Raw genomic sequence first — 26087 nt, forward strand, 5'->3', positions numbered from 1 at the left:
CATGATCGATATTGGAGTGAATCTGACCTCGGGCCGTTTCAGCAAGGACCGCGAGCAGGTGCTGGAGAGCGCCTGGGCGCAGGGCATCAATGCGCTGATCATTACCGGCACCTCGGTGGAGGGCAGTCGGGACGCGGCAGCGCTGGCGGCGTCGGATAGCCGGCGATTGTTCGCGACCGCCGGGGTGCACCCACATGAGGCGAAAACCTGGGATGAGGCGGCCGCGCAGCAGCTCCGGACTCTGGTACAGCAGCCCCAGGTGGTGGCGATAGGGGAGTGTGGGTTGGATTTCAACCGCGATTTCTCCCCTCGCCCCGATCAGTTGGCCTGCTTTGAGGCGCAACTGGCATTGGCGGCGGAGATGGGCAAGCCGGTGTTTCTACACCAGCGGGATGCCCATGAGGAGTTTATGCCCATTCTCCGTCGCTATCGGGATCAGCTGCCGGGTGCCGTGGTGCACTGCTTTACCGGTACGGGGGAAGAGCTGGAGGATTACCTGTCACTGGATTGCCATGTCGGCGTGACCGGTTGGGTGTGTGATGAAAAGCGCGGTGGCGAGTTGCGCGAACTGGTGAGCCGGATTCCGGCCGATCGCCTGTTGGTGGAAACCGATGCTCCTTACCTGACGCCTCACAATCTGCCCAAAAAACCCAAAGGCAATCGCAACGAGCCGGCGTTTCTGACTTATGTGATCGAGAAGATTGCACAGTGCCGCAACGAATCGTTTGAAGCCCTGGCGGAAACAACGGCTTACAACGCGGAGAAATTTTTCCAGTTGCCCCGGAACTGAGTCCGTCCGGTCGCGTAGGGCGGGTAAGGCCAAAGGCCGCACCCGCCGCAACAAAAGGCTCACCTACGGCACCCAGCGGTGCCGCTCAACAATACCTTACCAGACCTGAGGCGGCGTATCCGGATTGATCACCTCTTCGGATACACCGCTGCCGAGTTGGACCTCATCTTCGTTGATGTTGCCGCCGTCAATAAAAATCGCACCGGAGTACCGGCCCTCAACCCGCAGCGGGCCGCCGCTGACATTATCACTCAGGCTGACGTTATTGAGATGCACCTCGTAGGCATCATCAATGGTCATGGCCAGGGAGTCCGACTCAATGGAGACGTTTTCCATCTTCAGGTTTTTCATGCGCACGATACGCGCACCCATTTCAGCATTCTTCACCGTGACATTGGTCAGGGTCACATCCTCCACCCATTTTTCGGGCAGGCCAATCAGTGAAATGGCGGTGGGCACACCGTCAATCGATACGTCACTGATATGGATGTTGCGGGCGGTCGGAGCCACGCCCATGGCCTCCGGGCCGGTATAGAAGCTGTTGAAATTGATCGCTTCATAGGTGATGTTCTTCATCACCACGTCGCGCACAAAAATGTTCTCGATCACATTGCCCCGGCCGCGCTCGGTCTTGAACCGGATGCCGCGATCCGCACCGTCAAAGTAAGCGTCGTGCACGTAGACATTGCGAATACCACCCGAGGTTTCGCTACCGAATACCACACCACCACTGCCGGTGCGCACATTTTTCGCTTCGAAATGACGAACGACGACGTTTTCCGTGGGAATGTTGATTTTCAGGGCCTCTTCATTGAAGCCGGATTTCAGCACCACCGCATCGTCACCGGTCTGGAAGTGGTTGTACTCGATCAGGACATTTTTCGAGGAGTCCACGACCACGCCGTCGCCATTGGGGGCGCGCAGGCTATCAATGCGCACGTCGCGAACAATGATGTTCTCGCTGTAAATCAGGTGCACATTCCACATCGGTGAGTCGAGCAGCTTCACGCCCTCTACCAGAATATCCTCGGACTCCCAGAACACCATAAAGCTCGGGCGCATGCCTTCTTTCTCGGCACCCTTACCCCAGTCGCGGCGTGACAGGGGCACCTGGGTGGCGATACCACGAGGCGGTGGGCCGTACTCTTCGAACCACTCCCACCAGTGGTCGCCCTGAGCGTTCAGAAGGCCTTTGCCAGTGATGGCCACGTTTCTGACGTTGGCCGCATAAATCATCGGTGCATAGTTGTAGGCTTCGACGCCCTCGTGCCGTTGGTGCACCACCGGCAGGTAGTCGTCTTTATCGGTGCTGAACAGCACCTCGGCCCCTTCTTCCAGGTGCAGGTTGATGTTGGATTTGAGGTGCAGTGAGCCACTGAGCCACTTGCCTTTGGGGATCAGCACCCGGCCGCCGCCAGCACTGTGGGCCGCTTCAATGGCCTGGTGCACGGCATCGGTAATCTGGTTCCGACGATCATTGGACATTTCGCGCGCGCCAAAGTCGCGAATGTTGAACGTCCGGTCGGGAAAGCTGGGCCGCTCGAGCTGAGGCATTTCAAAAGGCGGGCTCAGCGGCGCAATTTCTTGTGGGACAGGGCCCATCTGGGCGGCCAGAGGCAGGCTGATGGCGGCCAGTACACCGGCTACCAGCCAGGTATGCAGACGCCGCAGTGGCCTCCGCTGATGTTCTGTTGTTGATGAATGCATAGGTTACTCCCGGTTAAACAACCCTATGGTTGGCTGTTTTTGGTTATTGGCGTAGCGTACACCCTGTGCGGGCGAACCCGGAGGCTCTCACTTCCTCCGGGAGAAGGGATATTAGCACTTTTGATGGGGGCTGTTGACCGACCCGGCGTCTCGTCCGAGGTTAAGTTGTGTCAAAAACGCCACAGGCGAGTGATCAGCATGGCCGCCGCGCAGGACAGCCCGACAATCAGCGCCAGCCAGAAACCGTCGGCTCCCTGAGCCGGCACCAACCAATCGGTAAAGGTCAGCACATAGCCCAGGGGCAGACAGATCCCCCAGAAGGACAGCAGCATGATCAGCAGGGGCAGGCGGGTGTCCTTGTAGCCGCGCAACGCGCTGATGGCGGTCACCTGAAGAATATCCGCGAGCTGGAAAATGGCGGCAAACACCAGCAGCTGTGTGGCCACCGCAATCACCTCTGAATCGCTGGTGTACAGGGATACCAGTAGATGCCGGCCCAGTAGCACGATGGGCATATGAATCAGGGCGATGGTCAGCCCCAGAAGCAGCGTGCTACGCGCCAGCAGCCGCGCGGTGCCTGGGGTACCTGCCCCCACCAGAAAACTCACCCGCAGGGTCAGCGCCATGCCCAGACTCAGGGGCACCATAAAGAGCACGGAGGTGATGTTGAGCACGATCTGGTGACCCGCCACTACAATGGCCCCCAGCGGTGCCAGAAATAGGGCAATCACACCGAACATGCTCACCTCCACAAACATGCTGGCCCCGATGGGCAGCCCCAGTTTGAGCAGTGAGCGAATGCGGCGCCAACTGGGGGCCACCCAGTCGGCCAGCAGATGATAGGCACGGTAATAGCGACTGAAATTCAGGTAGCCAAGCATCACCAGGGCCGCCGCGGTGTTGGAGATGGCGGTGGCCCAACCGCAACCCACGCCGCCGAGCTCCGGTGCGCCCAGCTTGCCGTAAATCAGGATGTAGTTGAGCGGCAGGTTGATCAGGGTCGATATCAGCGAAATCACCATGATCACGCGCGTATGCCCCAGACCATCGGTCAGGCCGCGCAGCGAGGTGATCAGCAGGAGCCCGGGCACCCCCCAGACAAAGGCCTGCAGATAGCCCTGGGTGACTGCCGAAGTGACCTCGTCCAGACCCAGAAGCGGCATCAGGGGGCCGGCACTGAGCAGCAGTCCGGCCATCAGCACCATGGACACCAGTGCGATGTACAGACCCTGCCAGGTGACCGGCATGATCTGGTCCTGTTGGCCGGCACCCCGATGCCCGGAGATGGTGGGCTGTTGGGCACTCAATACGCCGTAAAAGAACAGTAGCAGGGGCATCCAGAGGCTGCTGCCGATGCCCACCGCCGCGAGATCCTCGGCGCTGTAGTGGCCCGCCATGATGGTGTCGATCAAGCCGTTGGCCATTTGCGCCAGTTGGGCGACCAGAATGGGGCCGCCGAGCAGTGCCAGGGTTTTCCACTCGGTCAATATCTGGGCAACGCGGCCACCACTGGGGCGCGTGGGCAGTGGCTGGTGGTGTTCGTCCATCGGGACAGCATTCCTGATTCATAACAACGGGCGCATCACTATACCCGAGTTGCACGCCGGTTTGGCAAAAGCCCTTGACCTTGGATGGGCAGGCGCCACAATAGGCCGGCATTCGGAGGCCGGTCGGCATCACGTTGGATTGCGGCGGGTGCGCGCTTCGCGGGTCTATACCGCTGCGCTCGGCCGTAGGGCGGATAAGCGCGAAGCGCGCATCCGCCGTTCCCCAAACCGCGATAACCTATCAATCCGGAGCTCAATCTTGGCCAGCAAATCCAAAACCAAAACCGCCTACGTGTGCAACGAGTGCGGCGCCGACTTCACCAAATGGCAGGGCCAGTGCAGCGAATGCGGCACCTGGAACAGCCTGTCGGAAGTGCGCCTCGGGCCCACCCCGAGCAACCGCAGCGCCCGCTTTGAGGGCTATGCGGGGGCGCCCGCGGGAGAAGTGCAGACCCTGGCCGAGATCAGCCTGGAAGACCTGCCGCGCCTGAGCTCCGGGGCCGGGGAGTTCGACCGGGTGCTGGGCGGTGGTTTTGTGGCCGGCTCGGTGGTGCTGATTGGTGGCCATCCGGGCGCAGGGAAGAGTACCCTGCTGCTGCAGACCCTGTGCCATCTGGCCGGGCAGATGCCGGCGCTGTATGTAACCGGCGAGGAGTCCCTGCAGCAGGTGGCCATGCGCGCCCAGCGCCTGGGGGTGCCCACGGACAAGCTGCAGATGCTGAGCGAGACCAACGTCGAGAGCATTTGCGCCACGGCCCAGAAGATTGCGCCCAAAGTGATGGTGGTGGACTCCATCCAGGTGGTGCACATGAGCGATATCCAGTCCGCGCCCGGGTCCGTCTCCCAGGTGCGGGAAAGTGCGGCTTACCTGACCCGGTTTGCCAAGCAGACGGGTACAGTGGTGATTCTGGTCGGGCACGTGACCAAGGACGGCTCCCTGGCCGGGCCCAAGGTGCTGGAGCATATGATCGACTGCTCCATTCTGCTGGAGGGCGACAATGACTCGCGCTTTCGCACCCTGCGGGGCAATAAAAACCGCTTCGGGGCGGTGAACGAGCTGGGGGTGTTCGCCATGACCGAACAGGGCATGAAAGCGGTGAACAACCCCTCGGCCATCTTTCTCCAGCGCGCCGATGAGATCGCCTCCGGCTCGGTGGTGATGGTGATGTGGGAGGGCACCCGCCCGCTGCTGGTGGAAATTCAGGCGCTGGTCGACGACAGCCATACCGGCAACCCCCGCCGGGTCGCGGTGGGGCTGGATCAGAACCGGCTGGCGATGCTGCTGGCGGTATTGCACCGTCACGGCGGCATCATGATGGCGGATCAGGATGTGTTTGTGAACGTGGTCGGCGGTGTGCGGGTGATGGAAACCAGTGCGGACCTGGCACTGTTGCTGGCGATTGTGTCCAGCTTCCGCGATCGCGCCCTGCCGGAGGACCTGATGGTCTTCGGTGAAGTGGGCTTGTCCGGGGAGATCCGCCCGGTGCCCAGCGGCCAGGAGCGGCTGCGCGAGGCGGCCAAGCACGGCTTCAGAAAGGCGATCGTGCCCAAGGGGAATGCGCCCCGCGAAAAAAAAGAGGGCCTGGAAGTGATCGCTGTGCGCTCTTTGGCCGAAGCACTGGATGCGATCGAATAGCGCCTGAGCGGTGGATGACGGCCTGCGGCCTTATGCCACCCTACAATTGCGCGGCACCGAACCACGCGGCACTGATTTATACACTATAGTTTCTAAAGCCGGTGTGACCTGACACCGAACACCTAAGATTCAAAGGCATACCGGTTCTCCCTCGCATCGACACCCGGTGTCGATTTTCACTTGCATAAGGAGGACACGTGGCAAAGCGATCATCGCAATTCTTGGGGGCCACAGCGCTCACGGCGGCCAGTCTGATTCTGCCCGCTACCGCATTCGCGGAAAACACCTTCTCGGCCGGCGTCTGGGGCACCTACGCCTACTTGCCGGACGACGATACCAGCCAGGACACCTGGGGCGCCTTCGAAGGTGAAGCCCTGATCCTGTACGCTGACGGCAACGCCGAGCCGGACGAAGGGCGCTGGCTCTACTCGGCGGAAATGCGCCTGGGCCCAGGCAGCTTCACCGATCCGGCCAACAACTCCACCGGCGACCAATTCACGCTGCACAAGGCCTGGGTGGGCTGGCAGCTGGATGATGATCATGTGGTCAAGGTCGGTAAGAGTCAGGTGCCTTTCGGTTGGAAAACCGTCAACTTCTGGCCCGGCGACGTGCTGCTGGCCGGCTTTGGCGATCAGATGGACGTCGGGGTCAAACTCTCCGGCGAGCGCGATGCCTGGCGCTACGATGCGGCGCTGTACCTGGCCGATGACTGGGGCGGCACCAGCACCGATACCGTGGATGACAACGGCCACTGGGGTAGCTCAACGACTTTCCGGAAAGTGCAGACCTGGGTCGGCAATGTCGAGTACGAGTGGGTGGAAAACCACTCCATTGGTCTTTCACTGCAGAGCGGCAAGCTGCAGGATCTGACCGGGCTTGGCGACAACGGTGTGGATGGTAGCCATGATGCCGCGGTGTTGCATTATCAGGGGCGCTTCGACGCCTTCTACGCCAAAGCCTCCTACATCACCATGTCCCGGGATTTGCCGTCGCTCTACAGGGACGATGCCGGCCTGCCGGGCACCATTGAAAACCAGCGCGTGGCGGTGGAACTTGGCTACGATGTCGGCCCCTGGTCCTATTACATCGACCTGAGCAATGCCAACCCAGACACCGCGGGCAGCTCCGCTGGCCGAGTCAATGCCATTGCGCCCGGATTACGCTATGACTACGGCCCCGGTTGGGTGTATGTCGAATACCTGACGCAAGACGGTTTCGTTGACCGCAATGGCCAGGTCGGCGAGGGCGACTTCGATGCACTGTATGTCTCGTTGGACTTCTACCTGTAAGTTCGTCTATTTGTAAATTCACATTCTCAAGCTAGGGGTTACCATGGCTGACGATAACACCAAACCTGAGCGGGTATCCGCCATTCCCGAGGGTGCCCAGGATGCTCTGCCGAGCTGGATAAAAATCAATCCGCCCGTATTCGTGGGCTCGGCCGTTTTGTGTCTGCTGTTTGTTTTGGGCACGATCATCGCGCCGGAAATGGCGGGCAAACTGTTTACCAGTGTGCAGAACTGGGTGGTCAACACGGCCGGCTGGTTTTATGTGCTTGCTGTGGCTCTGTTTCTGATCTTTGTCGTGGTCTTGGCGATGTCGAGCTACGGGAAAATCAAACTGGGGCCCGATCACAGCGAACCGGATTACACTTACATGTCCTGGTTTGCCATGCTGTTCTCGGCCGGTATGGGGATCGGCCTGATGTTCTTTGGTGTGGCGGAGCCGGTCATGCACCTGATGAGTCCACCGGTGGGGGATGAAGCCACGGCAGAGGCGGCACGGGAAGCAATGCGGATCACCTTCTTTCACTGGGGTATGCACGCCTGGGCAATTTATGCCGTGGTGGCATTGTCGCTTGCCTACTTTGCCTTCCGCCAGAATCTCCCGTTGACCATTCGCTCGGCGCTGTATCCGTTGATCGGTGAGCGAATTTATGGGCCCATCGGCCACGCGGTGGACATCTTCGCGGTGCTCGGCACGCTATTTGGCGTCGCCACCTCTTTGGGGCTGGGGGTCATGCAGATCAACTCCGGACTCAACTATCTGTTTGATGTGCCCAGCAGCGTCGGTGTCCAGATACTGTTGATCGCCGGGGTCACCGGCCTTGCGACCATTTCCGTGGTGTTGGGGCTGGATGGCGGCATCCGCCGGATCTCCGAGCTCAACCTGATTCTTGCGGTCATACTGGTGCTCTTTGTACTCTTCGCCGGCCCCACGCTGTATCTGCTACAAACCTTTGTGCAGAACACCGGTTACTATATTTCCCGCCTGGTGGACACTACCTTCAACCTCAACGCCTATGAACCCAAAGGCTGGCTGGGCGGTTGGACGCTCTTCTACTGGGGCTGGTGGATCGCCTGGTCGCCCTTTGTCGGCATGTTCATTGCTCGGGTTTCGCGGGGACGCACCATTCGGGAGTTTGTTACCGGCGTGCTGTTTGTACCGGTCGGCTTTACCTTCATGTGGATGACCTTTTTCGGCAACACCGGTATTCACATGATCATGGAGCAGGGGATCACCCAACTGTCAGACGCTGTGGCCGCCGACTCGTCGGTCGCGCTGTTCCAGTTCTTTGAGTACCTGCCGCTGACCACTATTGCCTCGATGATTGCCACCGTTCTGGTTGTCACTTTCTTTGTCACCTCATCTGACTCCGGTTCGCTGGTGGTCGACATGCTGACCTCCGGTGGCACTGACGATGATTCACCCGTGTGGCAGCGCATATTCTGGTCGGTCACCGAGGGTGTCATTGCCGCAGCTCTTCTGCTCGCCGGGGGACTGAGTGCGCTCCAGACGGCCACCATTGCCAGCGCGTTGCCCTTCACCATCATCATGCTCTTGATGTGTTGGGGGCTGTTACGCGCACTGCGGCTGGAAATTTTCAAACGCACCAGCCTCAAAGAGGCCATGCTGGCACCCAGGGTGTCTTCGCAGTCTGACTCCTGGCAGCGTCGCCTCGCCCGGGTGATCCGTCATCCGAAGCGTCAGGATGTGCTGACCTTTATTAATGATACGGTGCATCCAGCCCTGGGTGAGGTCTGCAAAGAGTTTGAAAAACAGTCCCTGAGTGCCCGGGTCGTCCAGGACGACAATGACCGCTGCTGGATCGAAGTCTCTCACGGTGAGGAGATGGACTTTTTCTATTCGGTGCATGCCCGGCCCTATACGCCGCCGACTTTTGTGATGAGCGATGTTCGCACCAAGCGCGGTGAGCAGCTCCGCTACTACCGGGCGGAGGTGTATTTGCGCGAAGGCGGGCAAGATTACGATGTCATGGGCTGGACTCGCGAACAGCTCATTGCCGATGTGATCGATCAGTACGAAAAGCACATGCACTTCCTGCAAAGCGTTCGCTAGTGCTTTTCTTGGACCTTTAGAAGGCCAAGGATTTTCACGTCGTTTCCGAATCGGGGCGGCGTGAAAATTTTCCTTCCCTGTTAACCACCCCACATTGTCGATAATTCCTGGCATGGATTGTCACGACTGACTGGCGTTGCGGCGTTTAGCCGCTATTATGCGCCGGACATTTTCGGTCGTGATCGACAGGGTGAAATACATGGCGACAATAACAATAATCCGCTGGCACCGCCTGGCAGCCATCGCCGTCGGCGGTGGTTGTCTGGGTGTGTTTCCAGCGCTTTCTCATGCACATGTCAAATGGTTCTCGGAGCCCGTGGCCGAGCCGGCGCCGGCGTTGCCGGACAGCACCACCGTGGTAGTGCTCTGCGTTCTGGTTGCGGTGGGTACCTTACTGGCAAAAGCGGTGGACCTGTTGAGCCGGGCCTATTCCCTGACACCGCGCTGCCTTCGCAGCCGCTCCACAGGCCCGCTGCGGCTTGTGTATTATCTGATCGCCGGCTATTTTCTCGGCGCCGCCCTGACCGGAACGTTTCTGGTGCCTCACCTTCATGTTGCCGACCCCTTGTTGACCTTGGGGGTGGCGGCGCAGCTGGTGATTTATAGTGCCTTGTTGCTCGAACGGGGTCGGGCGTTGTGTGCTTCTCTGATTGTGATGCTGTTTGTCATCGCCGGTCTGCACGATCCGCTCTTTGTCATGGAATATCCGGTGCTGTTGGGCTTGGCGTGGGTGGTATTGTTCGCCGATAAAACGCCCACGCCGTTGGGAATTTTTCTGGTCCGCTGTCTGCTCGGCGCCTCATTGATCAGTCTGGCCTTCACCGAAAAACTGCATGATCCCGCGCGAGCCATCGCGCTTCTGGATCACTACTCGCTCAATTTTATGAGTGAGTTTGGGCTGGCGTACAGTGACCGGCTGTTTGTCTACTCGGCCGGAGTGGTGGAGTTACTTATTGGGGTGGTCTTTCTGAGCGGCTGGGTGACCCGGCTGACGGTTGGGGTTCTGTTCGTTTTTATGGTCGCAACTAACAGTTACTTTTTCTGGATCGGAGAGTACCGCATGGCAATGATCGAGCTGGTCGGGCACTTGCCGATCTTTGCCTGTGGAATATTGTTACTGTTTTATCATCCGGTCAGTGACAAAACCGGTTCTGTCACCAGTCATCCGGGCGTGCCAGCAACAGCGTCAGAAGCACCTGGTCGACCTCGCTGAGCGGGCGGTACTCCACCCCCGCCGCCAGTCCGCTATCGGTTTCCTGGCAGTGCACCAGCGTTCCGCGCAAACGGACCAGTTTGCGCGACTGGTACGCCAGCACGTCAGATACGTCGGGTGAATCAAAGTCTTCCAGCTCGATGGTCAGTGTGATTTCATCCCCTTCGTCCAGAGGTAACGTCTCCTGAAGGTTGAGGCGTGCGCCGTTGAAGGACATATCCACCACTTCAACCGAACAGCAACGGTTGTCCTGTGCCACCCGGGCTATGGCTCGAACCGGGTGACGAGTGTGCTCGCGACGTTCTGGGGGCGCCATGGCGGGCATGGTGGCATCCTCGAAGTACGACGGGTTCAGGGTTGTTGACTGGGGGCGATGAGCTCGCACAACTCCCGTTCCATGGCGTCCGAACTTCCGATGTTGAGCTCAATAAGACGACGCAAGTGCTGTATGCTCTCCAGATCAATGGATTGGCACTCCAGGCCCAGCCGGCCCGATTCCTGATGGGCCACACGGCCCTGCATGAAAATATCGATCTGGTCGCTCAGGTGGATATCCACGGAAATGGGGGTGTCGACGTTGACCGAGTGGCTGGCGGGCCACTCAAACAAGGCGCCTTTCAACGACAGGTCCAACACCTCGGCTTCAAAGGTGTCGGAGCCAATGGTCAGTTGTGCGGGAGCATTGAAATGAATGCGGCTGAACGGGCGTCGCTCCTGATGTTGCGGCATACCGGGCCTCACTGACGGGGTTATCCCCTAAGTGTAGTCGTTTTTTGATTGGCCACAAGGGGTGTTTGCGCCGGATGATACCGGTTACCTATAATCGGACCCCCGATAATGAACGACGAGCCCCTGTTATGACGCAGTTTCGAATCGGTATTGATCTCGGTGGTACCAAAACCGAGGTGATTCTTCTCAATGGCGACAGTGACACGCTGTTCCGCACCCGTATTCCCACGCTCAAGGGGGATTATCAGGCGACGCTGTCCGCCATAGCCGATCTGGTGGCGCAAGCGGAGGCGCAAGTTAATCTTCAGGGGTTGCCGGTCGGCGTGGGGATTCCCGGCTCGGTTTCCCGAAAGACCGGGAAAGTGAAAAATGCCAACTCGACCTGGTTGAATGGGCAACCGCTGCATGCGGACCTGTCCCGACGGCTCGAGCGCGATGTCAAAGTGGTCAATGATGCCAACTGCCTGGCGGTGTCCGAGGCCACCGATGGTGCCGCTGCCGGATACGAGTGGACCTTCGCGGCGATTCTGGGCACTGGATGCGGCGCCGGTCTGGCCTGGCGTGGACAGGCCGTGGTAGGGCCCAATGGTGTTGCCGGGGAGTGGGGGCACAACCCGCTGCCCTGGACATCGGACACCGAGTTGCAGTCCCGCCGCTGCTATTGTGGCCGCTTTGGCTGTCAGGAGACTTTTCTCTCGGGGACGGGGCTGTGTCTGTCCTATGAGCGGATGACCGGAGAGGCTCTCACTGGGCAGCTCATTGCGGAACGGGCCGGGTCGGGTGAGCGTGCGGCGGTGACGGTGGTGAATCACTATCTGGATGGATTGGCGCGCGGGCTGGCGGCGGTGATCAACGTGCTGGACCCGGACGTGATTGTGCTTGGCGGAGGTGTGTCCAATCTTTCGGTGATTTACGAGCGGATGCCCGAGTTGCTGCCGCGCTATGTATTTGGAGGGGAGTGCGACACGCCGGTGGTGCAGGCCGTGCACGGGGATTCCAGTGGTGTGAGAGGAGCCGCCTGGCTGAACCCCATCGTGTCATGAGTGGCAACCAGGCGGAAGCGCTTCATCCAAATAAGCTGAAGCTGTTTATTCAAATAAGCTGAAGCTCTCTACCCAAACAGGCTGAAGCTCTCCACATTCAGCCACAGGTGGACAAGAATGCTGGCGATGTAACCCAGGGCGATCACCGGGGTCCACTTCAGGTGGCCGAAGAAGGTGTAGGCACCGCGGGCCTGGCCCATCAGGGCCACGCCGGCGGCGGAACCGATCGACAGCATGCTGCCGCCGGTACCCGCGGTCAGGGTGATCAGCAACCATTGGCCGTGGGACATTTCCGGCTCCATGGTCAGTACCGCGAACATCACCGGAATGTTATCAATCAGCGCCGAGGCGACACCCAGCGTCACGTTGGCGAAGGTCGGGCCCCAGCCGTTGTAGAGAATGTCGGACATCATTGCCAGGTAACCCATAAAGCCCAGGCCACCCACACACATTACCACGCCGTAGAAAAACAGCAGGGTATCCCATTCCGCGCGAGCCACACGGTTGAATACATCAAAGGGCACCACACTCCCCAGTCGACGCAGGGCGGCCTCGTCACCCGCGCGCTCGGCGAGTGCCCGTTTGCGGGCGAGGGAGCCGGGCAGGGTGCGGCGCAGGAAGTAACCGAAGAACTGCAGATAGCCCAGGCCCATCATCATGCCGGCGACCGGGGGCAGATGCAGGAAGGTGTGGCAGGCCACGGCGGTGGCGACGGTAAACAGGAACAACGTCATGATACGCAGGGCGCCGCGTTTCAGTTCCACCTCTTCCACCACCGCGTGGGGTTTGCGGTTCTCGACGAAGAAACTCATCACCAACGCCGGGATACCGTAATTTACCAGGGCGGGAATAAACAACGAGAAGAACTCCTGGAATTGAACAATGCCGGCCTGCCAGACCATCAGGGTGGTGATGTCGCCGAAGGGGCTGAAGGCACCGCCGGCGTTGGCGGCGATGACGATATTGATACAGCACAGATTGATGAAACGGTTGTCGTCCGGGGCCATTTTGGTGACCACGGCACACATTAGCAGAGCCGTGGTCAGGTTGTCGGCAATGGGCGAGATCATGAATGACAGTATCCCGGTCATCCAGAACAGCGTTTTGTAGTTGAAGCCTTTGCGCACCATCCAGGCTCTGAGTACATCGAACAGGCGCCGCTCTTCCAGGGCGTTGATGTAGGTCATGGCCACCAGCAGGAACAGCATCAACTCGGCAAATTCCAGCAGGGTATGACGGAAAGCGGACTCGGACTCCGAGGACATGCCACCCTGCACATACACCCAGCCAATCATCATCCAGATGATGCCGGCCGCCACCAGTACCGGCTTGGATTTACGCAGGTGCAGTTTTTCTTCGCCCATGACCAGCAGATAGGCAATGACGAAGACGGTCAGGGCGACATAGCCGACACCGCTGTCGGTGAGATCCATACTGCCGACGGCAGCGAATGTCTGGGGACTGAATAGCGCGAGCAAAACGCCCGCTAATACCGAAGTAAGCGCGAATGTTTGGGGCATTGTGAATTCCGTGTTGTGAGAGTCGGAAAAGAATAACCGAGGGCGGTTTAACGCGGGCGCGATATTACCATAACGTCTTTCCAAAATCCCCTCTAAAGCCCGCCACTCTGGGGTTTGCTACCCATTGAGAAGTAGTCCGAATTACCATTTTTGTGCTGTGAGTGGCGAACAAAGTGTCTGCTCAGTCACAGCATTGCCCGGTCATGGGGTGTACGCTGACGTCCATCGATGTACTCAATGAGGCAATCCCCCCATGGCCCTGTTAGCTCGCACCCTATCGGACGCTCCGGTCGAAGAAACCCGTGACTGGTTGGTCACGGAAATTGCTCCGCATCAGTTCAGCGCCCACCGCTCCGCACTGGTTCAGGGGAGCTGGACGGGCTGGTTTGATATGGCGGTCTGGCTGAAAACGCCGGCGGGTGCCATGCAGCCGCTGCAACTGGAGCTGGTCTATCGCGATAGTACCGGGGAGCAGCGGGTGGCCATTGACCGGTGTCCGGTCGGGGGGCACCGCACGGTTCTGTTGAACGCCTCGCTACCACTGACCATTTCCGGACGGGTGCAGTGGGCGGCGTTTGTCCTCAAGCGGCTGGCGCCGGAAGCCAAGGTCAGCCTGGATCTGTGCCACCTGGTTCCTCAGGAGCGTCGCCAGCGTTTCGCCTGATCCATTGCCCTGATGACCGCCTGCTATACTGAGGGCTCTGTTCGGAGTCCCCAGTATGTCTATTGTTTTTCCACGGTTGGGCGCGTTTGTGGTCTGGATCGCCTCCCTGCCGGTTTTTGCCACCAATGTTCAGCTCGGCACCAATGTGTCGGACTTTGAGCAGTTCTACAATCGCGGTGGCGGCTCCGTCGAACACATTCAATGTATCTTCGACCACTTGGGGTATACCCCCGAGATTCAGCGTATGCCCTGGAGACGCGCTCGACAGGAGGTGTCCACGGGCAAGATCGATGGGTTTTTTACCGCGATTCACACCCCTGAAGTGGACAAGTACGCCACTCTGTCGTCTCCCCTGTTACTGGAAAACTGGTATTGGTATTGGCCCGCGGGCACGAAAGCGCCGGGCGAAGCGCGCCGAGGAGGACTCCGGATAGGCGCCATTCTGGGCAGTCACCAGGCGGTCTGGCTGGATCAGCAGGGCTACCCGATCCACATGCGGATCAACAGCTTGCCGCAGTTGCTCAAGCTGCTCTTGAGCGGCCGCATCGATGCGTTTATCGCCGACCGGGACCACATGAAGGCGGCGGTCGAGGCGCTGGGGATCGACCAGAACCAGTATCAGGAGCGGTTTTTACGCTATACGCCGCTGGGCGTGTACTTTGGCGATGAGTTCCTGACCGCCCGCCCGGAATTTCTGAAGGCCTTCAACCGGCATATCATCGAGTGCACGGAGAGCGGGTTTGTCATGTCGGCCCTCGAGCAGGCTGAGCTGCACAGCTGGCTATCGCCCCTGTTGAACGAGTGGCAGCGCACCCCAGGATTGGTCGCAGCACTGAGGGCACAGAATCGGCGGCACTCCGACCTGGCACAAGAGGCGTTGGTACAAATGGATCAGCTTTGGCAGGAGGCCTTCCGCCAAGGGGCTTATGAGGAGGTTCAATCCTGGCTGGATCGGGGACTGTCGGATCGACTGCGGGCCCTGGCCGTCGATGCCGATGGCCGCATCACCGAGGTGATTCTCACCGACTCACAGGGCTTCAATGTGGCCATTAGTGATATGACCTCGGATTATTGGCAGTGGGATGAGGCCAAGTTTCAGCGGGCGCTCGCGCTGAGCGCCGGGCAGTTGAATTTCGAACCGGTGGAGTACGATGAGTCCACCCGGCGCTTTCAGGTGCATGTCAGTCAGCCGGTGATGGACCCGGACAGTGGCGAGCTGCTGGGGGTACTGATTGTCGGAGTGGACATTGACAAGGCCATGTCTCGCCCCCACTGACCGGGGCGTCTTAGGCCTTGGCCACCTCTGGTTCGGTGTCGCCCGCCTCGGCGGCCCGGCGCACTTCGTTTTTGCGCTGGGCTTCGGCCACAAGCACCGAGCCCCAGCTCCGCAACCGCTCAAACACCCACAGGCAGAAGCCCAGGGCGGCCACCGCCAGTGCGATTCCGACCAGCCCCAGGGCCTCCTGCTCGGCAAAACAGGTCCAGACGAACTGCCCGACACACAGGGTTGCCACCACCAGCAGGATCGGTTTGCGGCCGATTTTCTCGACGATGAACACGCCCAGAGGCGCGCCCAGAGCGACCACCGGTGCCGCGGCCAGCCAGTTCTCAAACACCCCGGGTTGCCAGCTGTGGGTGACGCTCTTGATCAGGACCCCGTACACGGAGGCCAGGGCCATGATGACCACCGAGGTGGGAATCGCGATCTTCAGGTCCGCCCGGCACAGCAGTACCAGCGCCGCATAGAGCACCATATCAATGCCCACGCCGGTGACCGACACCGCCAGCAGGCAGGCAACCAGCCCGAGCACAAACCCGACCCGGTGATCCCAGTGTTCGTCGAACTCGGTCATACCGACATGGCCGGCAATTTCACCAATCCGGTACAGGTGCAGTACGCCAAAGCTGCCCCAGAGCACCGCGAAGGTGACCTTGATCCACAGGTCCGGAATCAGTGGGGCGAAGAAGAGAATGCCAATGGGGGTACCGATCAGGCCGCCCACCACGGCGCCCTTGAGCATGGACCAGGCCAGTGGCTGGCGGCGTGCCAGAATGAAAATGGTGGCGCTCACCATGCCGATGGACTGCACGGCGAAGCTGAAATCCCGGCCGAGCGTGGCGGGCATGTCGAACAACAACACCAGCACAGGAAAGCCGACCGTGCCTCCGCCCATAGGGGTGGAACCGGCCGCATAGCTGCCGATCGCCATGGCCAGCGCCATGGGCCAGTGATCTATGGCCGCCTGCCAGTGGCCGTCCATCTGAACCAGAAACAGCCAGGCGGTGTAGAACAACCCCAGCCATAGAAACCAGACCCATAAGTGACGCTTGGGTGGCGCTTTGATGTTCATTATTTTTGACCGAATTCAGGTAATGGTATGGGTGGGTTACGGCTCGCCTTTTATGGCGGATGCGCCTTCGGCTTATCCGCCCTACGCATATCACGGGAGGTTGTGTAGGGCGGATAAGCGCGCAGCGCGCATCCGCCGCAACCCAACGCCAAACTTACTTCAACGGCTTGTACTTCACCCGCCGCGGCTGCGCATTCTCACCTTTACGCTTCACAAAGTCCTCGTGGTACTCGGTGTAGTTGCCCTCAAAGAACACCACCTCCGAGTCACCCTCGTAGGCGAGAATGTGGGTGGCCACCCGGTCCAGGAACCAGCGGTCATGCGAGATCACCATCACGCAGCCGGGGAAGGCCAGAATCGCTTCCTCCAACGCGCGCAGGGTTTCAATGTCCAGGTCGTTGGACGGTTCGTCCAACAGCAACACGTTGGCGCCCTGCTTGAGGGTGTTGGCCAGGTGCAGACGGCCGCGCTCACCACCGGAGAGTTCGCCCACGCGTTTCTGCTGGTCCGAGCCCTTGAAGTTGAAACGGCCCACATAGGAGCGCGAGTTCACTTCGTAGTTGCCGATGCGCAGAATGTCCTGGCCACCGGAGATGGCTTCCCATACGGTCTGGTCATCCTTCAGGTTCTCTCGGCTCTGTTCCACGTAGGCCACCTGCACGGTTTCGCCCAGCTCTATCTTGCCGCTGTCGGGCTGCTCGGTACCGGCGATCATCCGGAACAGGGTGGACTTACCGGCGCCGTTACCACCGACAATACCGACCACGGCGCCCTTGGGTACGCTCATGGTCAGGTTGTCGATCAGAAGGCGGTCGCCGTAGCCCTTGGAGACATTTTCCAGCTCGATCACTTTGTCCCCCAGGCGCTCGCCCGGCGGAATGTAGATTTCATTGGTTTCGTTGCGGGCCTGGAATTCCTGGCTCTGCAGCTCATCGAAGCGGGACAGGCGGGCTTTGTTCTTGGCCTGACGGCCCTTGGGGTTCTGGCGCACCCACTCCAGTTCCGCCTTTACAGCCTTCTGGTGTGCGGCTTCAGACTTGGCTTCCTGTTCCAGACGCTTCTCTTTGGCTTCCAGCCAGTCGCTGTAGTTGCCCTCATAGGGAATGCCGTGGCCGCGGTCCAGCTCCAGAATCCAGCCGGCGGCATTGTCCAGGAAGTAGCGGTCGTGGGTGATGGCCACCACGGTACCGGGGAACTGCTGCAGGAACTGCTCCAGCCAGTAGACACTCTCGGCGTCCAGGTGGTTGGTGGGTTCGTCCAGCAGCAGCATGTCCGGGCGGGACAACAGCAGGCGGCACAGGGCCACCCGACGGCGTTCACCCCCGGAGAGTTTGGTGACATCCGCATCCCAGGGAGGCAGACGCAGGGCGTCGGCGGCCACTTCCAGCTTGTGGTCGAGGTTGTGGGCATCCCAGGCGGAGATGATGTCTTCCAGCTCGCCCTGACGCTTGGCCAGCGCATCGAAATCCGCGTCCGGCTCGGCGTAGGCGGCGTAGATCTGATCCAGCTCAGCCAGGGCGTCCACCGCCTCGCGCACGCCGTCTTCCACATTGCCGCGTACGTCTTTTTCCGGGTCCAGTTGAGGCTCCTGGGGCAGGTAGCCCACGGAGATACCCGGCATGGGCCGCGCTTCACCGTTATAGTCCTTGTCCACCCCGGCCATGATCCGCAACAGGGTGGATTTACCGGCGCCGTTCAGGCCCAGAACACCGATTTTCGCGCCAGGGAAGAAGGACAGGGAGATGTCTTTCAGAATTTCTTTCTTGGGCGGCACCACCTTGCCAACCCGATTCATGCTATAGACGTACTGCGCCATGGGGGCTACAACCTCATTGAGACGGGGAATTCGCTGGTTACTATAAAGAAACGCGCAAGGTACCGAAAGCGCGGGAAGAGTGCAATCAGCACGAAGAGGGGGGAGGGGGCTGTCGGATTACGGCCTCCGGCCTAATCCGACCTACTCAGACTATGGAATATCAAGCCATCCAGTAGGTCGGATTAGGCCGAAGGCCGTAATCCGACAAGGTGCTCACACAGGTTACTGACGAGTGCAGTAAGGCCCAATCAGGGTGCCCACAAAACCACCGGCCACATTGGTGCTGAGGTTGGTGGCATCCACCCCTTCGGCCAGGGTGTGACGCTCGCCATTCACCTCATAATGGGCACTCATCTGCCCGGCATCAAACGCCATAGACAGAACCACATTCTCGGTGGTCGACAGCGCGGCCGCATTCACCAGGGTGTCTTCGGTCGAACCCTGACGACGGTAAAGCGCTACCTGGTCTTCGCCGCCGTCCTGGGTGATGGCCAGGAAGATCAGGTTTTCATCGTTCTGCACCGCCGCTAGACCGGCCCGGTCCTGATCGGCCTGGGGATCAAAGGTCACCGTGGTGGACAGGTCGGCAATGTGGTGCTGCTGGCGCCGACCCAGGAAGGCGGGTACCGAGTCCAGGTCGCCCAGGCCATTCTGACAGTTCAGGCTGAGCGTGCCGTTATTCACGTCATGGAAAACGCCGCTGTCCGGGTCGCGAACACCCATCCAGCCCAGCGCCAATTGGTCGCCATCGAATTCATCGGTATAGCCAAAGTCACCCGACTGGGGCGGATTTGGTGTGGGCTGTTCGGGCAGTTCCGGTTTTTCCAGGGCAAAGGGAATGCGCTCGCCCTGAGGCAGAATATAAGGCCAATCGTTTTCCCAGCGCACCGGCAACAGGAAGGTCTCCCGGCCAATGTTAAACATGTCATTGTCGTAGGCGCGGATCGCCAGGAAGGTGGCCCACCAGTCGCCATTGGGAATCTGTACGAATTTGGCGTGGCCGGCGGCGATGATCGGGTTGTCCCGCTCAAAGTCCAGGTCGCGCTGGGTCAGGATCGGGTTGTGCTCGGCGGGGGTGTAGGGGCCCCAGACGTCGTCGGACCGGAAAATGGTCTGGGAGTGATGCACGCTGGTGCCGCCCTCGGCCGCGGTGATGTAGTAGTAGCCGTTGCGCTGGATGATGTGCGGCCCTTCGATCCAAACCGGCTGGGTGGAGATGTCGACCCCGCCGTTGATCAGCTGCTTCCGCTCACCAACCATGGTCAGGTTCTGCCAGTCAAACTCCTGAATCCAGATGGCGCGGTGGCCGTCGTAGCGGGGCTCCTCATTGGGGGCGCCGTTGTTCAGGATGTAGGCCTTGCCGCTGTCGTCCCAGTGGATGGAGGGGTCGATGCCCTCAAAGCCCAGCCAGTGCGGGTCCGACCAGGGGCCGGTCGGGCTGTCGGCGGTCATCACAAAGTTGCCGCCGCAATCCACACAGGTGGAGGCCAGGTAGTAGGTGCCTTCATGGAAGGAGATGTCCGGTGCGAAAATCCCCCGGGACACTTCCAGACCTTTGTAATCAAACTGGTCGGGCCGGTCGATCGCGTTGCCGATCTGGGTCCAGTTGACCAGGTCTTTGGAGTGGTAGATCGGTAGCCCCGGAAAGTGGGTGAACGACGAGGTGACAACATAATAGTCGTCGCCCACCCGCGCCACGGTGGGGTCGGGGGCATAGCCGGAAATGATCGGGTTGCGGAATTCGCCTTCGCCCACCTCGACCTGCTCCTGGGACTGGCCCTCGTAGGTAAACCGGCTGAACTGGGCGGCTGTGGCCGACGCCGTGCTCTCGGATGCGCTGGCCTCCGGGGACGATGAAGCCGCGTCCGGACTGCCGTCACTGGTGGAGTCGCAGCCGACCAGGAGGGCAAACACACTCAACAGTGAGCCTTTTATCAGTTTATTCATACTATAAGTCCTCGTTATCCTGATGAAGAGTCGGATTTCAGTGGGCTGTTCTGACTCCCGATCCCGCGCGTAATCTAGCGTTTTGACCTAAAAAATATGACAGAAATGCTAATAATTTCTGCAAAGTGCAAGTATTTCAGCCACTTGCGGCTGTGAAGGTTATCCATCTGACAATAATATAATAATCACATATGGTACGAATAACTATAACGCCTTTTGTCGCCTCACTCAATTCCTTCCCTTTCGGGGGCTCAGGGTGGCTGGCGGAATTTTCTACCGTATGCGCGGTGGCCTGAGGGCCAGACGATAACCATAAAACGCAAGGTAGGTACTAGCGATGGAAGTTCCCTTTGAAAGACGACCCTTGTTCAGACTGTTTGGTGCGAGTGTGCTGGCGTTGAGCCTTTCGGCCGTCGCACACCCGGGCTATGCGCAGGAATCAGACGAAGAGACCGACGAGGTGTCCGGGGCCGAAGCCGAGCCGTCGATGTCAGAGGCCGCGCCGGCACAGCCCTCCATGGAGGAGCTGGTAGTGGTAGGTGCGCGGCTTTCACTGGAGACCGCACGGGACATCAAACGTGAGTCCACCAATATTGTCGACTCGGTGACGGCGGTCGACGTCGGCGCCCTGCCGGACAAATCGGTGGCCGAGGCCCTGCAGCGGCTGCCCGGCATCACCGTGTCCCGCTTCGCCGCAAACAACGACACCCAGCACTTCTCTGCTGAACCCTCCGGCGTGGTGATCCGCGGCCTGGACCATGTGCGCTCGGAATTCAACGGCCGGGATACCTTCTCCGCCGACAGCTCCCGGGGGCTAAGCTGGGAAGACGTATCGCCGGAGCTGATGAGCCGGGTGGATGTGTATAAAAACCAGAGCGCCAACCTGATCGAAGGCGGGATCGCCGGGGTGGTGGATCTGCACACCCGTGTGCCCTTCGACTTTGATGGCGAAATGCTGGTCGGCTCCGCCGAGGTCAACTACAGCGAGGTGGCTGACTCCTTCGACCCCAATGTCTCTGGCCTGTACAGCAACCGGTGGGAAACGGCTCTGGGTGACTTTGGCCTGCTGGGGCAGATTGCCACCTCCCGTCTGGATACCCGCAGCGAGGGCATATACCTCGGGCGTATGGGCATTCACGAGCCGGGCTATTTCGAGGAAACCCTGCCCGACGGCACCGTCCGTCCCACTCAGGAAGAGACCTATGTGCCCACCTTTATCACCGCCCGGGACAACCTGTACCAGCGGGAGCGCACCGGTGGTGCTTTTGCCGCCCAGTGGCAGAGTCCCGATGAAGAAATCGTGACCACCTTCCAGTTCAACCGCTCGGAGTACGAGCAGTTGAACACCGAGTACAGTGCACTGAACTTCCTGTTTGCCCTGTGGGGGCAACCGGCGGACCATGTCATTCCTGCGGACTGGCCCGACGGTACCTACCCCATGCCCGGGGAGACTTTCATGTTTCGAGAGGATCGCAGCTTTCTCGCCGGTGAGCCCACCGCCGGACCGGGCTGGTGGGGTGGCAGTGAAGAAGAGGCGGCCGCCTTCGGGGTGAACGAAGAAGGCATCCCCCTGATGAATCCCACCGGCTGTGGCTGGGGCACCTCTCAGGAGTATCTTGAGGAATACTGTGAGGAGCCCTACGACCAGCGGGCCGTCGGGATGGAAACCAATTCCCGGCAGATTCACAGCGAAAGCATGACCCAGGATGCGTCCATCAATATCAAGTGGGCACCCACTCACCAATTCCGCGCCAACTTCGACCTGCAATATGTCGATGCCACGCGGGACAGCTATGGTACCGCTGGCGCATTGCAGAGCTATACCGGCATGTACGCCGATTTCCGCGGGGAGCTTCCCTTTGTCGAATACCGGGATCCGCTCAACGTCAACTTCTCGGAGGGTGGGCTACAGAACCCCAACTCCTGGAATTACGCCTGGGTTCAGGACCACAAGAGTGCCAGTGAAGGGGAGTCTCTGGCGTTCAAAGCGGACGGTGAGTACGACCTGAACGGCACCGACTGGGTGGAGTCGATCGCCTTCGGTGCGCGCACGGTCAACCGGGAGCAACTCGTGCGCGAAGCGTGGAACTTCCGTGGCATCACCAGTCGCTGGGAAAGTGCGGCCTATTTCAACGCCGACAAAACCGACCCCATCGATTCGGTCACCTATGCCGGGCAGGAAACCTTCTTTGGCGGCTACCCTGACCCCGAGGAATCATTGACCTATCGGGCCTTCCCCACGGATTACATGGGTGGCGGCGTGATGGACTCCACCGAGTTCCTCTATATCGACCCGGAAGTCCTGGGTGATCCGGCCCGGGTGAATGAGTACTTTGATCGCCGCAACCTGGGGATCGGTCAGTTCTATCCAATCTGCTCCGCCGAAGGGCCCACCCGGGGTCAGGAAGTTCTGGATGCCAATGGCGACTCCACCTGCTTTACGCCCGGCGAGACGCTCACGGTGGAAGAAGAAGTGCATGCCGCTTACGTCATGGTCAACTACGGAGGGCCGGCGGCCACGCTGTTCAATACCGATATCGGTGTGTCGGGCAACGTGGGTGTACGCTACGTGGAAACCAACACCCGCAGCGAAGGCAGTGTGAATTACGGCTCCTTCACTGACAGTCAGTTGGAGTGTTACGAATTGACCGAGGGCAATCAGGATAACCCCGATGCGCCCAACACGGCGCCGCCGTCCACGCCTTATTCAAGCGGCTGTTACCTGATCGGTGCCGAGGCGCACAACGAACAGGTGCCGGATATGCCCGACACGGTGGATGATGGCAACGGCAACATCATCGACAACCCGGCCAAGGTGTATCTGCCCGAGCACATTGAAGGGTCCCGTGAGGACCTGGCGTTTCACGACGGCACCATTGCGCCCGTAGTCGGTGACAAAACCCATTACCACCTGTTGCCCAGTGCGAACCTGAAACTGGATGTGACGGAGAATGTGATTGTCCGTTTTGCCTACTCCAAGGCCATGGCGAGACCGGACTTCAGCATGTTCCGCTACGCCGCCAACATCAACGAGCCGGGTATTGATGTGGGTTACTCCGCCCAGTGCAAAACCTACAATCAGGAAACCGACTCGGTGGAATCGGTGCCCAACTGTACGCCCAGCCCGGAACTCAGTTATGACGATCAGGGCCGTCTGACCGGCGCTCGACCTCGTTACTCGGTCAATACCGGTAACCCGTACCTGGAGCCGATCACGGCGGATAACTACGATGCGACCTTCGAGTATTACTTCGACGGCGCTGGCATGTTTACCGTCAACCTGTTCCAGAAGGACTTTGAAAACTACATCACCTACGGCACCACCGTGGTACCGGTGACCAACAATGGCGTCACCCGGGATATGTATATCAACGGTCCGGTCAACGGCGAAGGTGCCAGTGTCTGGGGCTACGAGGCGAACGTCCAGCGCTTCCTGGACTTCCTGCCCTCGCCCTGGGACGGTATCGGGTTTCAGGCCAACTACACGAAAATCTACAACCAGGGCATTGAAAACACCAACTACGATGGTGCTGGCGGCGCGGTGGACGCCGATGCCGAACGCTACGTGAAAACCGATGCACTGCAGGGTATGTCCGAGGACGCCTACAACCTGGTGCTGATGTACGAAAAAGGCGACTTCGCCTTCCGCACCGCGTACAACTGGCGCTCGGAGTATCTGGTGACCGCGAACGATTGCTGCAACCTGCCGGTGTGGCAGAGCGATCAGGGCTTCCTGGATGCCTCCATTCGCTACCGCCTGACGGATGGGCTGGAAGTGAGCCTGCAGGCAAGCAACATCCTCGATACCACCACCAACCTGCTGCAACAGGTGCGCGGCTCCGATCACGAAGACTACCCGAACCACAAGGTACCCACCGCCTGGTTCAAGAGTGATCGCCGCCTCTCTCTGGGGTTGCGCATGCGGTATTGATGGGTTCGTAACTCTCCCCTGCGAGGAGCCTTGCCCCGGACGCGGTGATTGACCCCGCCCCGGGGCCTTTTTGTTATAGTCGACATAACCAACAAGAGGTCAATAACGTGAATTGGATAAAACCCATGGGCATGGCCGCCTTGATGCTGTTGTCCGGCTGTAGTGGGCCGCCCGGTACGCTCGGTCAGTCAGAGCGCGGCGCGCACGATGCAAGTGTCTCATCGACGTCGCCGGATCAACGGGCGAGCAACCCGCTCATCTGGGCCGATGTGCCGGACCCGTCTGTCATTCGTGTGGGCGACACCTATTACATGAGCAGCACCACCATGCACATGAACCCCGGCCTGCCCATCATGAAATCCCACAATCTGGTGGATTGGGAGCTGCTGGGTTATGCCTATGACATCCTGTCGGACGGCAACGAATCCACCTTGAGCCAGGGCGAGCAATCCTACGGGCAGGGCTCTTGGGCCAGTAGTCTTCGCTATCATCAGGGGCGCTTTTACGTCAGCACCTTCGCCAATCACACCGGCAAGACGTATATTTTTTCCACCAACGATATTGAAAACGGTGACTGGGAGCGGGCTACTATTGATGAGCTCTTCCACGACGCTTCACTGGTGTTTGATCAGGGGCGGGTGTTCCTGATCTATGGCAACGATGACATCAATCTGGTCGAACTCAATGCCGAGGCCACCGCGGTCAAACCCGATGGTTTGCGCACCACACTCATTGAAAAAGCCTCATCCATCGCGGGCGATGAATTCTGGGTGCCCTCCGAGGGCGCGCAACTGACCCGTAAAGACGGCATGTACTACCTCAATCTGATCAGTTGGCCCGCCGGCGGTATGCGCACCCAGTTGGTGTATCGGGCCGAGCAGCTCACCGGGCCCTATGAAGGACGCATCGTGCTGGAAGACCGGGGCATTGCCCAGGGCGGCCTGATCGATACCCCGGACGGGGACTGGTACGCGTTTCTGTTTCGCGATTTTGGTGCGGTGGGGCGCATTCCCTATCTGGTCCCCGTGCAGTGGCGGGACGGCTGGCCCGAGTACGGCATTGACGGCCAGGTGCCCGAGCGGTTGCCCATCGTCGCCACAGGTGATGGGCTGAACAACATCGTGGCCTCGGATGACTTTGATTATGCCTCCGATGCCGATCTGAAGCTCGCCTGGCAGTGGAATCACAACCCGAATGACAGGGGCTGGTCGGTCACCGAGCAACCCGGCTATCTGACCCTCACCAATCAGCGCGTGGACTCTGGGCTGCTCGATACCCGCAATACGCTCACCCAGCGGACCTTCGGCCCCGAATCCCGGGCCACGGCTGCTCTGGATGTCTCCGAACTGCGCTTCGGTGACCGGGCCGGTCTGGCCGCACTACAGGCCAATTACGGGTTTGTCGGTGTGGAGCAGACTGACAGCGGTCGCGCGCTGGTGATGGTGAGCGGCAACTCCGAGCAGGAACAGGTGCAGGCGCGCATTCCGCTGACTCAGTCCATCGTGTATCTCCAGATCCGGGCTGACTTCGAGGGCCAGCGTGATCAGGCCAGCTTCTGGTACAGTCTGGATCAGGAACAGTGGACCCGAATCGGCGAGCCCCTGGCGATGGAATACACCTTGCCCCATTTCATGGGCTACCGCTTCGCCCTGTTCAGCTACGCCACCGAGCAGACTGGCGGTCGGGCCGCCTTTGATTATTACCGGGTGGAATGAATCGTTAGCGCCGCCCTGCATGAGTTGCCGGGCGGCCAAGGCCGCCCAGATAGATTACAAGTAAAACTATATTTCTATATGAAAAATTGTGCGATTTGCGGTAGTCTTCCCTTACCCC

18 protein-coding genes are annotated in these 26087 nt (G+C 59.8%); 10 read left to right on the forward strand and 8 right to left on the reverse strand.

The window, feature by feature from the left end; translation table 11 throughout:
* Position 1 precedes the first annotated feature (1 nt).
* A complete protein-coding gene (locus N645_RS0114130; protein ID WP_024462164.1) occupies positions 2-790 on the forward strand; it encodes a TatD family hydrolase in 789 nt (262 codons plus the stop codon).
* A 96-nt stretch (positions 791-886) separates the two neighbouring features.
* On the opposite strand, the gene N645_RS0114135 is transcribed toward N645_RS0114130, so the two are convergent.
* Positions 887-2497, reverse strand: coding sequence for a glycoside hydrolase family 28 protein (locus N645_RS0114135; protein ID WP_024462165.1), 1611 nt, complete (start codon positions 2495-2497; stop codon positions 887-889).
* A gap of 170 nt (positions 2498-2667) precedes the next feature.
* On the reverse strand, positions 2668-4044 hold the full coding sequence (locus N645_RS17185; protein WP_036161429.1) for an MATE family efflux transporter: 1377 nt from the start codon (positions 4042-4044) through the stop codon (positions 2668-2670).
* A 259-nt stretch (positions 4045-4303) separates the two neighbouring features.
* On the opposite strand from N645_RS17185, the gene radA reads away from it, so the two are divergent.
* From radA to N645_RS0114160, 4 genes are all read left to right on the forward strand, one after another.
* Positions 4304-5680: a DNA repair protein RadA gene (gene radA / locus N645_RS0114145; protein ID WP_024462166.1), complete on the forward strand. Its 1377-nt coding sequence runs from the start codon at positions 4304-4306 to the stop codon at positions 5678-5680.
* Positions 5681-5877: 197 nt separating this feature from the next.
* On the forward strand, positions 5878-6969 hold the full coding sequence (locus N645_RS0114150) for a porin (protein WP_024462167.1): 1092 nt from the start codon (positions 5878-5880) through the stop codon (positions 6967-6969).
* A 43-nt stretch (positions 6970-7012) separates the two neighbouring features.
* The gene (locus N645_RS0114155) at positions 7013-9040 is read left to right on the forward strand and encodes a choline BCCT transporter BetT (protein ID WP_081666176.1); all 2028 of its coding nucleotides are present in this window, start codon (positions 7013-7015) and stop codon (positions 9038-9040) included.
* A 199-nt stretch (positions 9041-9239) separates the two neighbouring features.
* A complete protein-coding gene (locus N645_RS0114160; protein WP_193744989.1) occupies positions 9240-10253 on the forward strand; it encodes a DoxX family membrane protein in 1014 nt (337 codons plus the stop codon).
* On the opposite strand, the gene N645_RS0114165 is transcribed toward N645_RS0114160, so the two are convergent.
* Both N645_RS0114165 and N645_RS0114170 read right to left on the reverse strand, forming a co-directional pair.
* Positions 10195-10638, reverse strand: a complete 444-nt coding sequence (locus N645_RS0114165) for a PilZ domain-containing protein (protein WP_152521724.1) — start codon at positions 10636-10638, stop codon at positions 10195-10197. The two genes, N645_RS0114160 and N645_RS0114165, sit on opposite strands and share 59 nt — an antisense overlap.
* On the reverse strand, positions 10605-10982 hold the full coding sequence (locus N645_RS0114170; RefSeq protein WP_024462171.1) for a PilZ domain-containing protein: 378 nt from the start codon (positions 10980-10982) through the stop codon (positions 10605-10607). Before N645_RS0114170 ends, N645_RS0114165 begins: the two co-directional genes overlap by 34 nt.
* Positions 10983-11110: 128 nt before the next feature.
* On the opposite strand from N645_RS0114170, the gene N645_RS0114175 reads away from it, so the two are divergent.
* Positions 11111-12025: an ROK family protein gene (locus N645_RS0114175; protein WP_036161442.1), complete on the forward strand. Its 915-nt coding sequence runs from the start codon at positions 11111-11113 to the stop codon at positions 12023-12025.
* 68 nt (positions 12026-12093) lie between these two features.
* On the opposite strand, the gene nhaD is transcribed toward N645_RS0114175, so the two are convergent.
* Complete coding sequence (nhaD, locus tag N645_RS0114180; RefSeq protein WP_024462173.1) at positions 12094-13545, reverse strand: sodium:proton antiporter NhaD; 1452 nt, start codon at positions 13543-13545, stop codon at positions 12094-12096.
* Between the two features lie 253 nt (positions 13546-13798).
* Between nhaD and N645_RS0114185 the strand changes: the two genes are divergently transcribed.
* Entirely contained in the window at positions 13799-14209 is a 411-nt protein-coding gene (locus N645_RS0114185; protein WP_024462174.1) for a hypothetical protein, read from the forward strand.
* 55 nt (positions 14210-14264) lie between these two features.
* A complete protein-coding gene (locus N645_RS0114190; protein WP_024462175.1) occupies positions 14265-15485 on the forward strand; it encodes a transporter substrate-binding domain-containing protein in 1221 nt (406 codons plus the stop codon).
* A 10-nt stretch (positions 15486-15495) separates the two neighbouring features.
* Here the strand turns inward: N645_RS0114190 and N645_RS0114195 are convergent, their stop codons facing one another.
* From N645_RS0114195 to N645_RS0114205, 3 genes are all read right to left on the reverse strand, one after another.
* Positions 15496-16560, reverse strand: a complete 1065-nt coding sequence (locus N645_RS0114195; RefSeq protein WP_024462176.1) for a sulfite exporter TauE/SafE family protein — start codon at positions 16558-16560, stop codon at positions 15496-15498.
* A 154-nt stretch (positions 16561-16714) separates the two neighbouring features.
* Positions 16715-18376, reverse strand: coding sequence for an energy-dependent translational throttle protein EttA (ettA, locus tag N645_RS0114200; RefSeq protein ID WP_024462177.1), 1662 nt, complete (start codon positions 18374-18376; stop codon positions 16715-16717).
* A 222-nt stretch (positions 18377-18598) separates the two neighbouring features.
* The gene (locus N645_RS0114205; RefSeq protein WP_024462178.1) at positions 18599-20323 is read right to left on the reverse strand and encodes a glycoside hydrolase family 43 protein; all 1725 of its coding nucleotides are present in this window, start codon (positions 20321-20323) and stop codon (positions 18599-18601) included.
* 364 nt (positions 20324-20687) lie between these two features.
* Here N645_RS0114205 and N645_RS0114210 point away from each other — a divergent pair, with 364 nt between their 5' ends.
* Positions 20688-24254, forward strand: coding sequence for a TonB-dependent receptor (locus N645_RS0114210; protein ID WP_193744990.1), 3567 nt, complete (start codon positions 20688-20690; stop codon positions 24252-24254).
* Between the two features lie 107 nt (positions 24255-24361).
* Positions 24362-25969, forward strand: coding sequence for a glycoside hydrolase 43 family protein (locus N645_RS0114215; protein ID WP_238559262.1), 1608 nt, complete (start codon positions 24362-24364; stop codon positions 25967-25969).
* Positions 25970-26087: the final 118 nt, after the last annotated feature.

This window comes from Marinimicrobium sp. LS-A18, assembly GCF_000463525.1.
Lineage (GTDB): Bacteria > Pseudomonadota > Gammaproteobacteria > Pseudomonadales > Cellvibrionaceae > Marinimicrobium > Marinimicrobium koreense.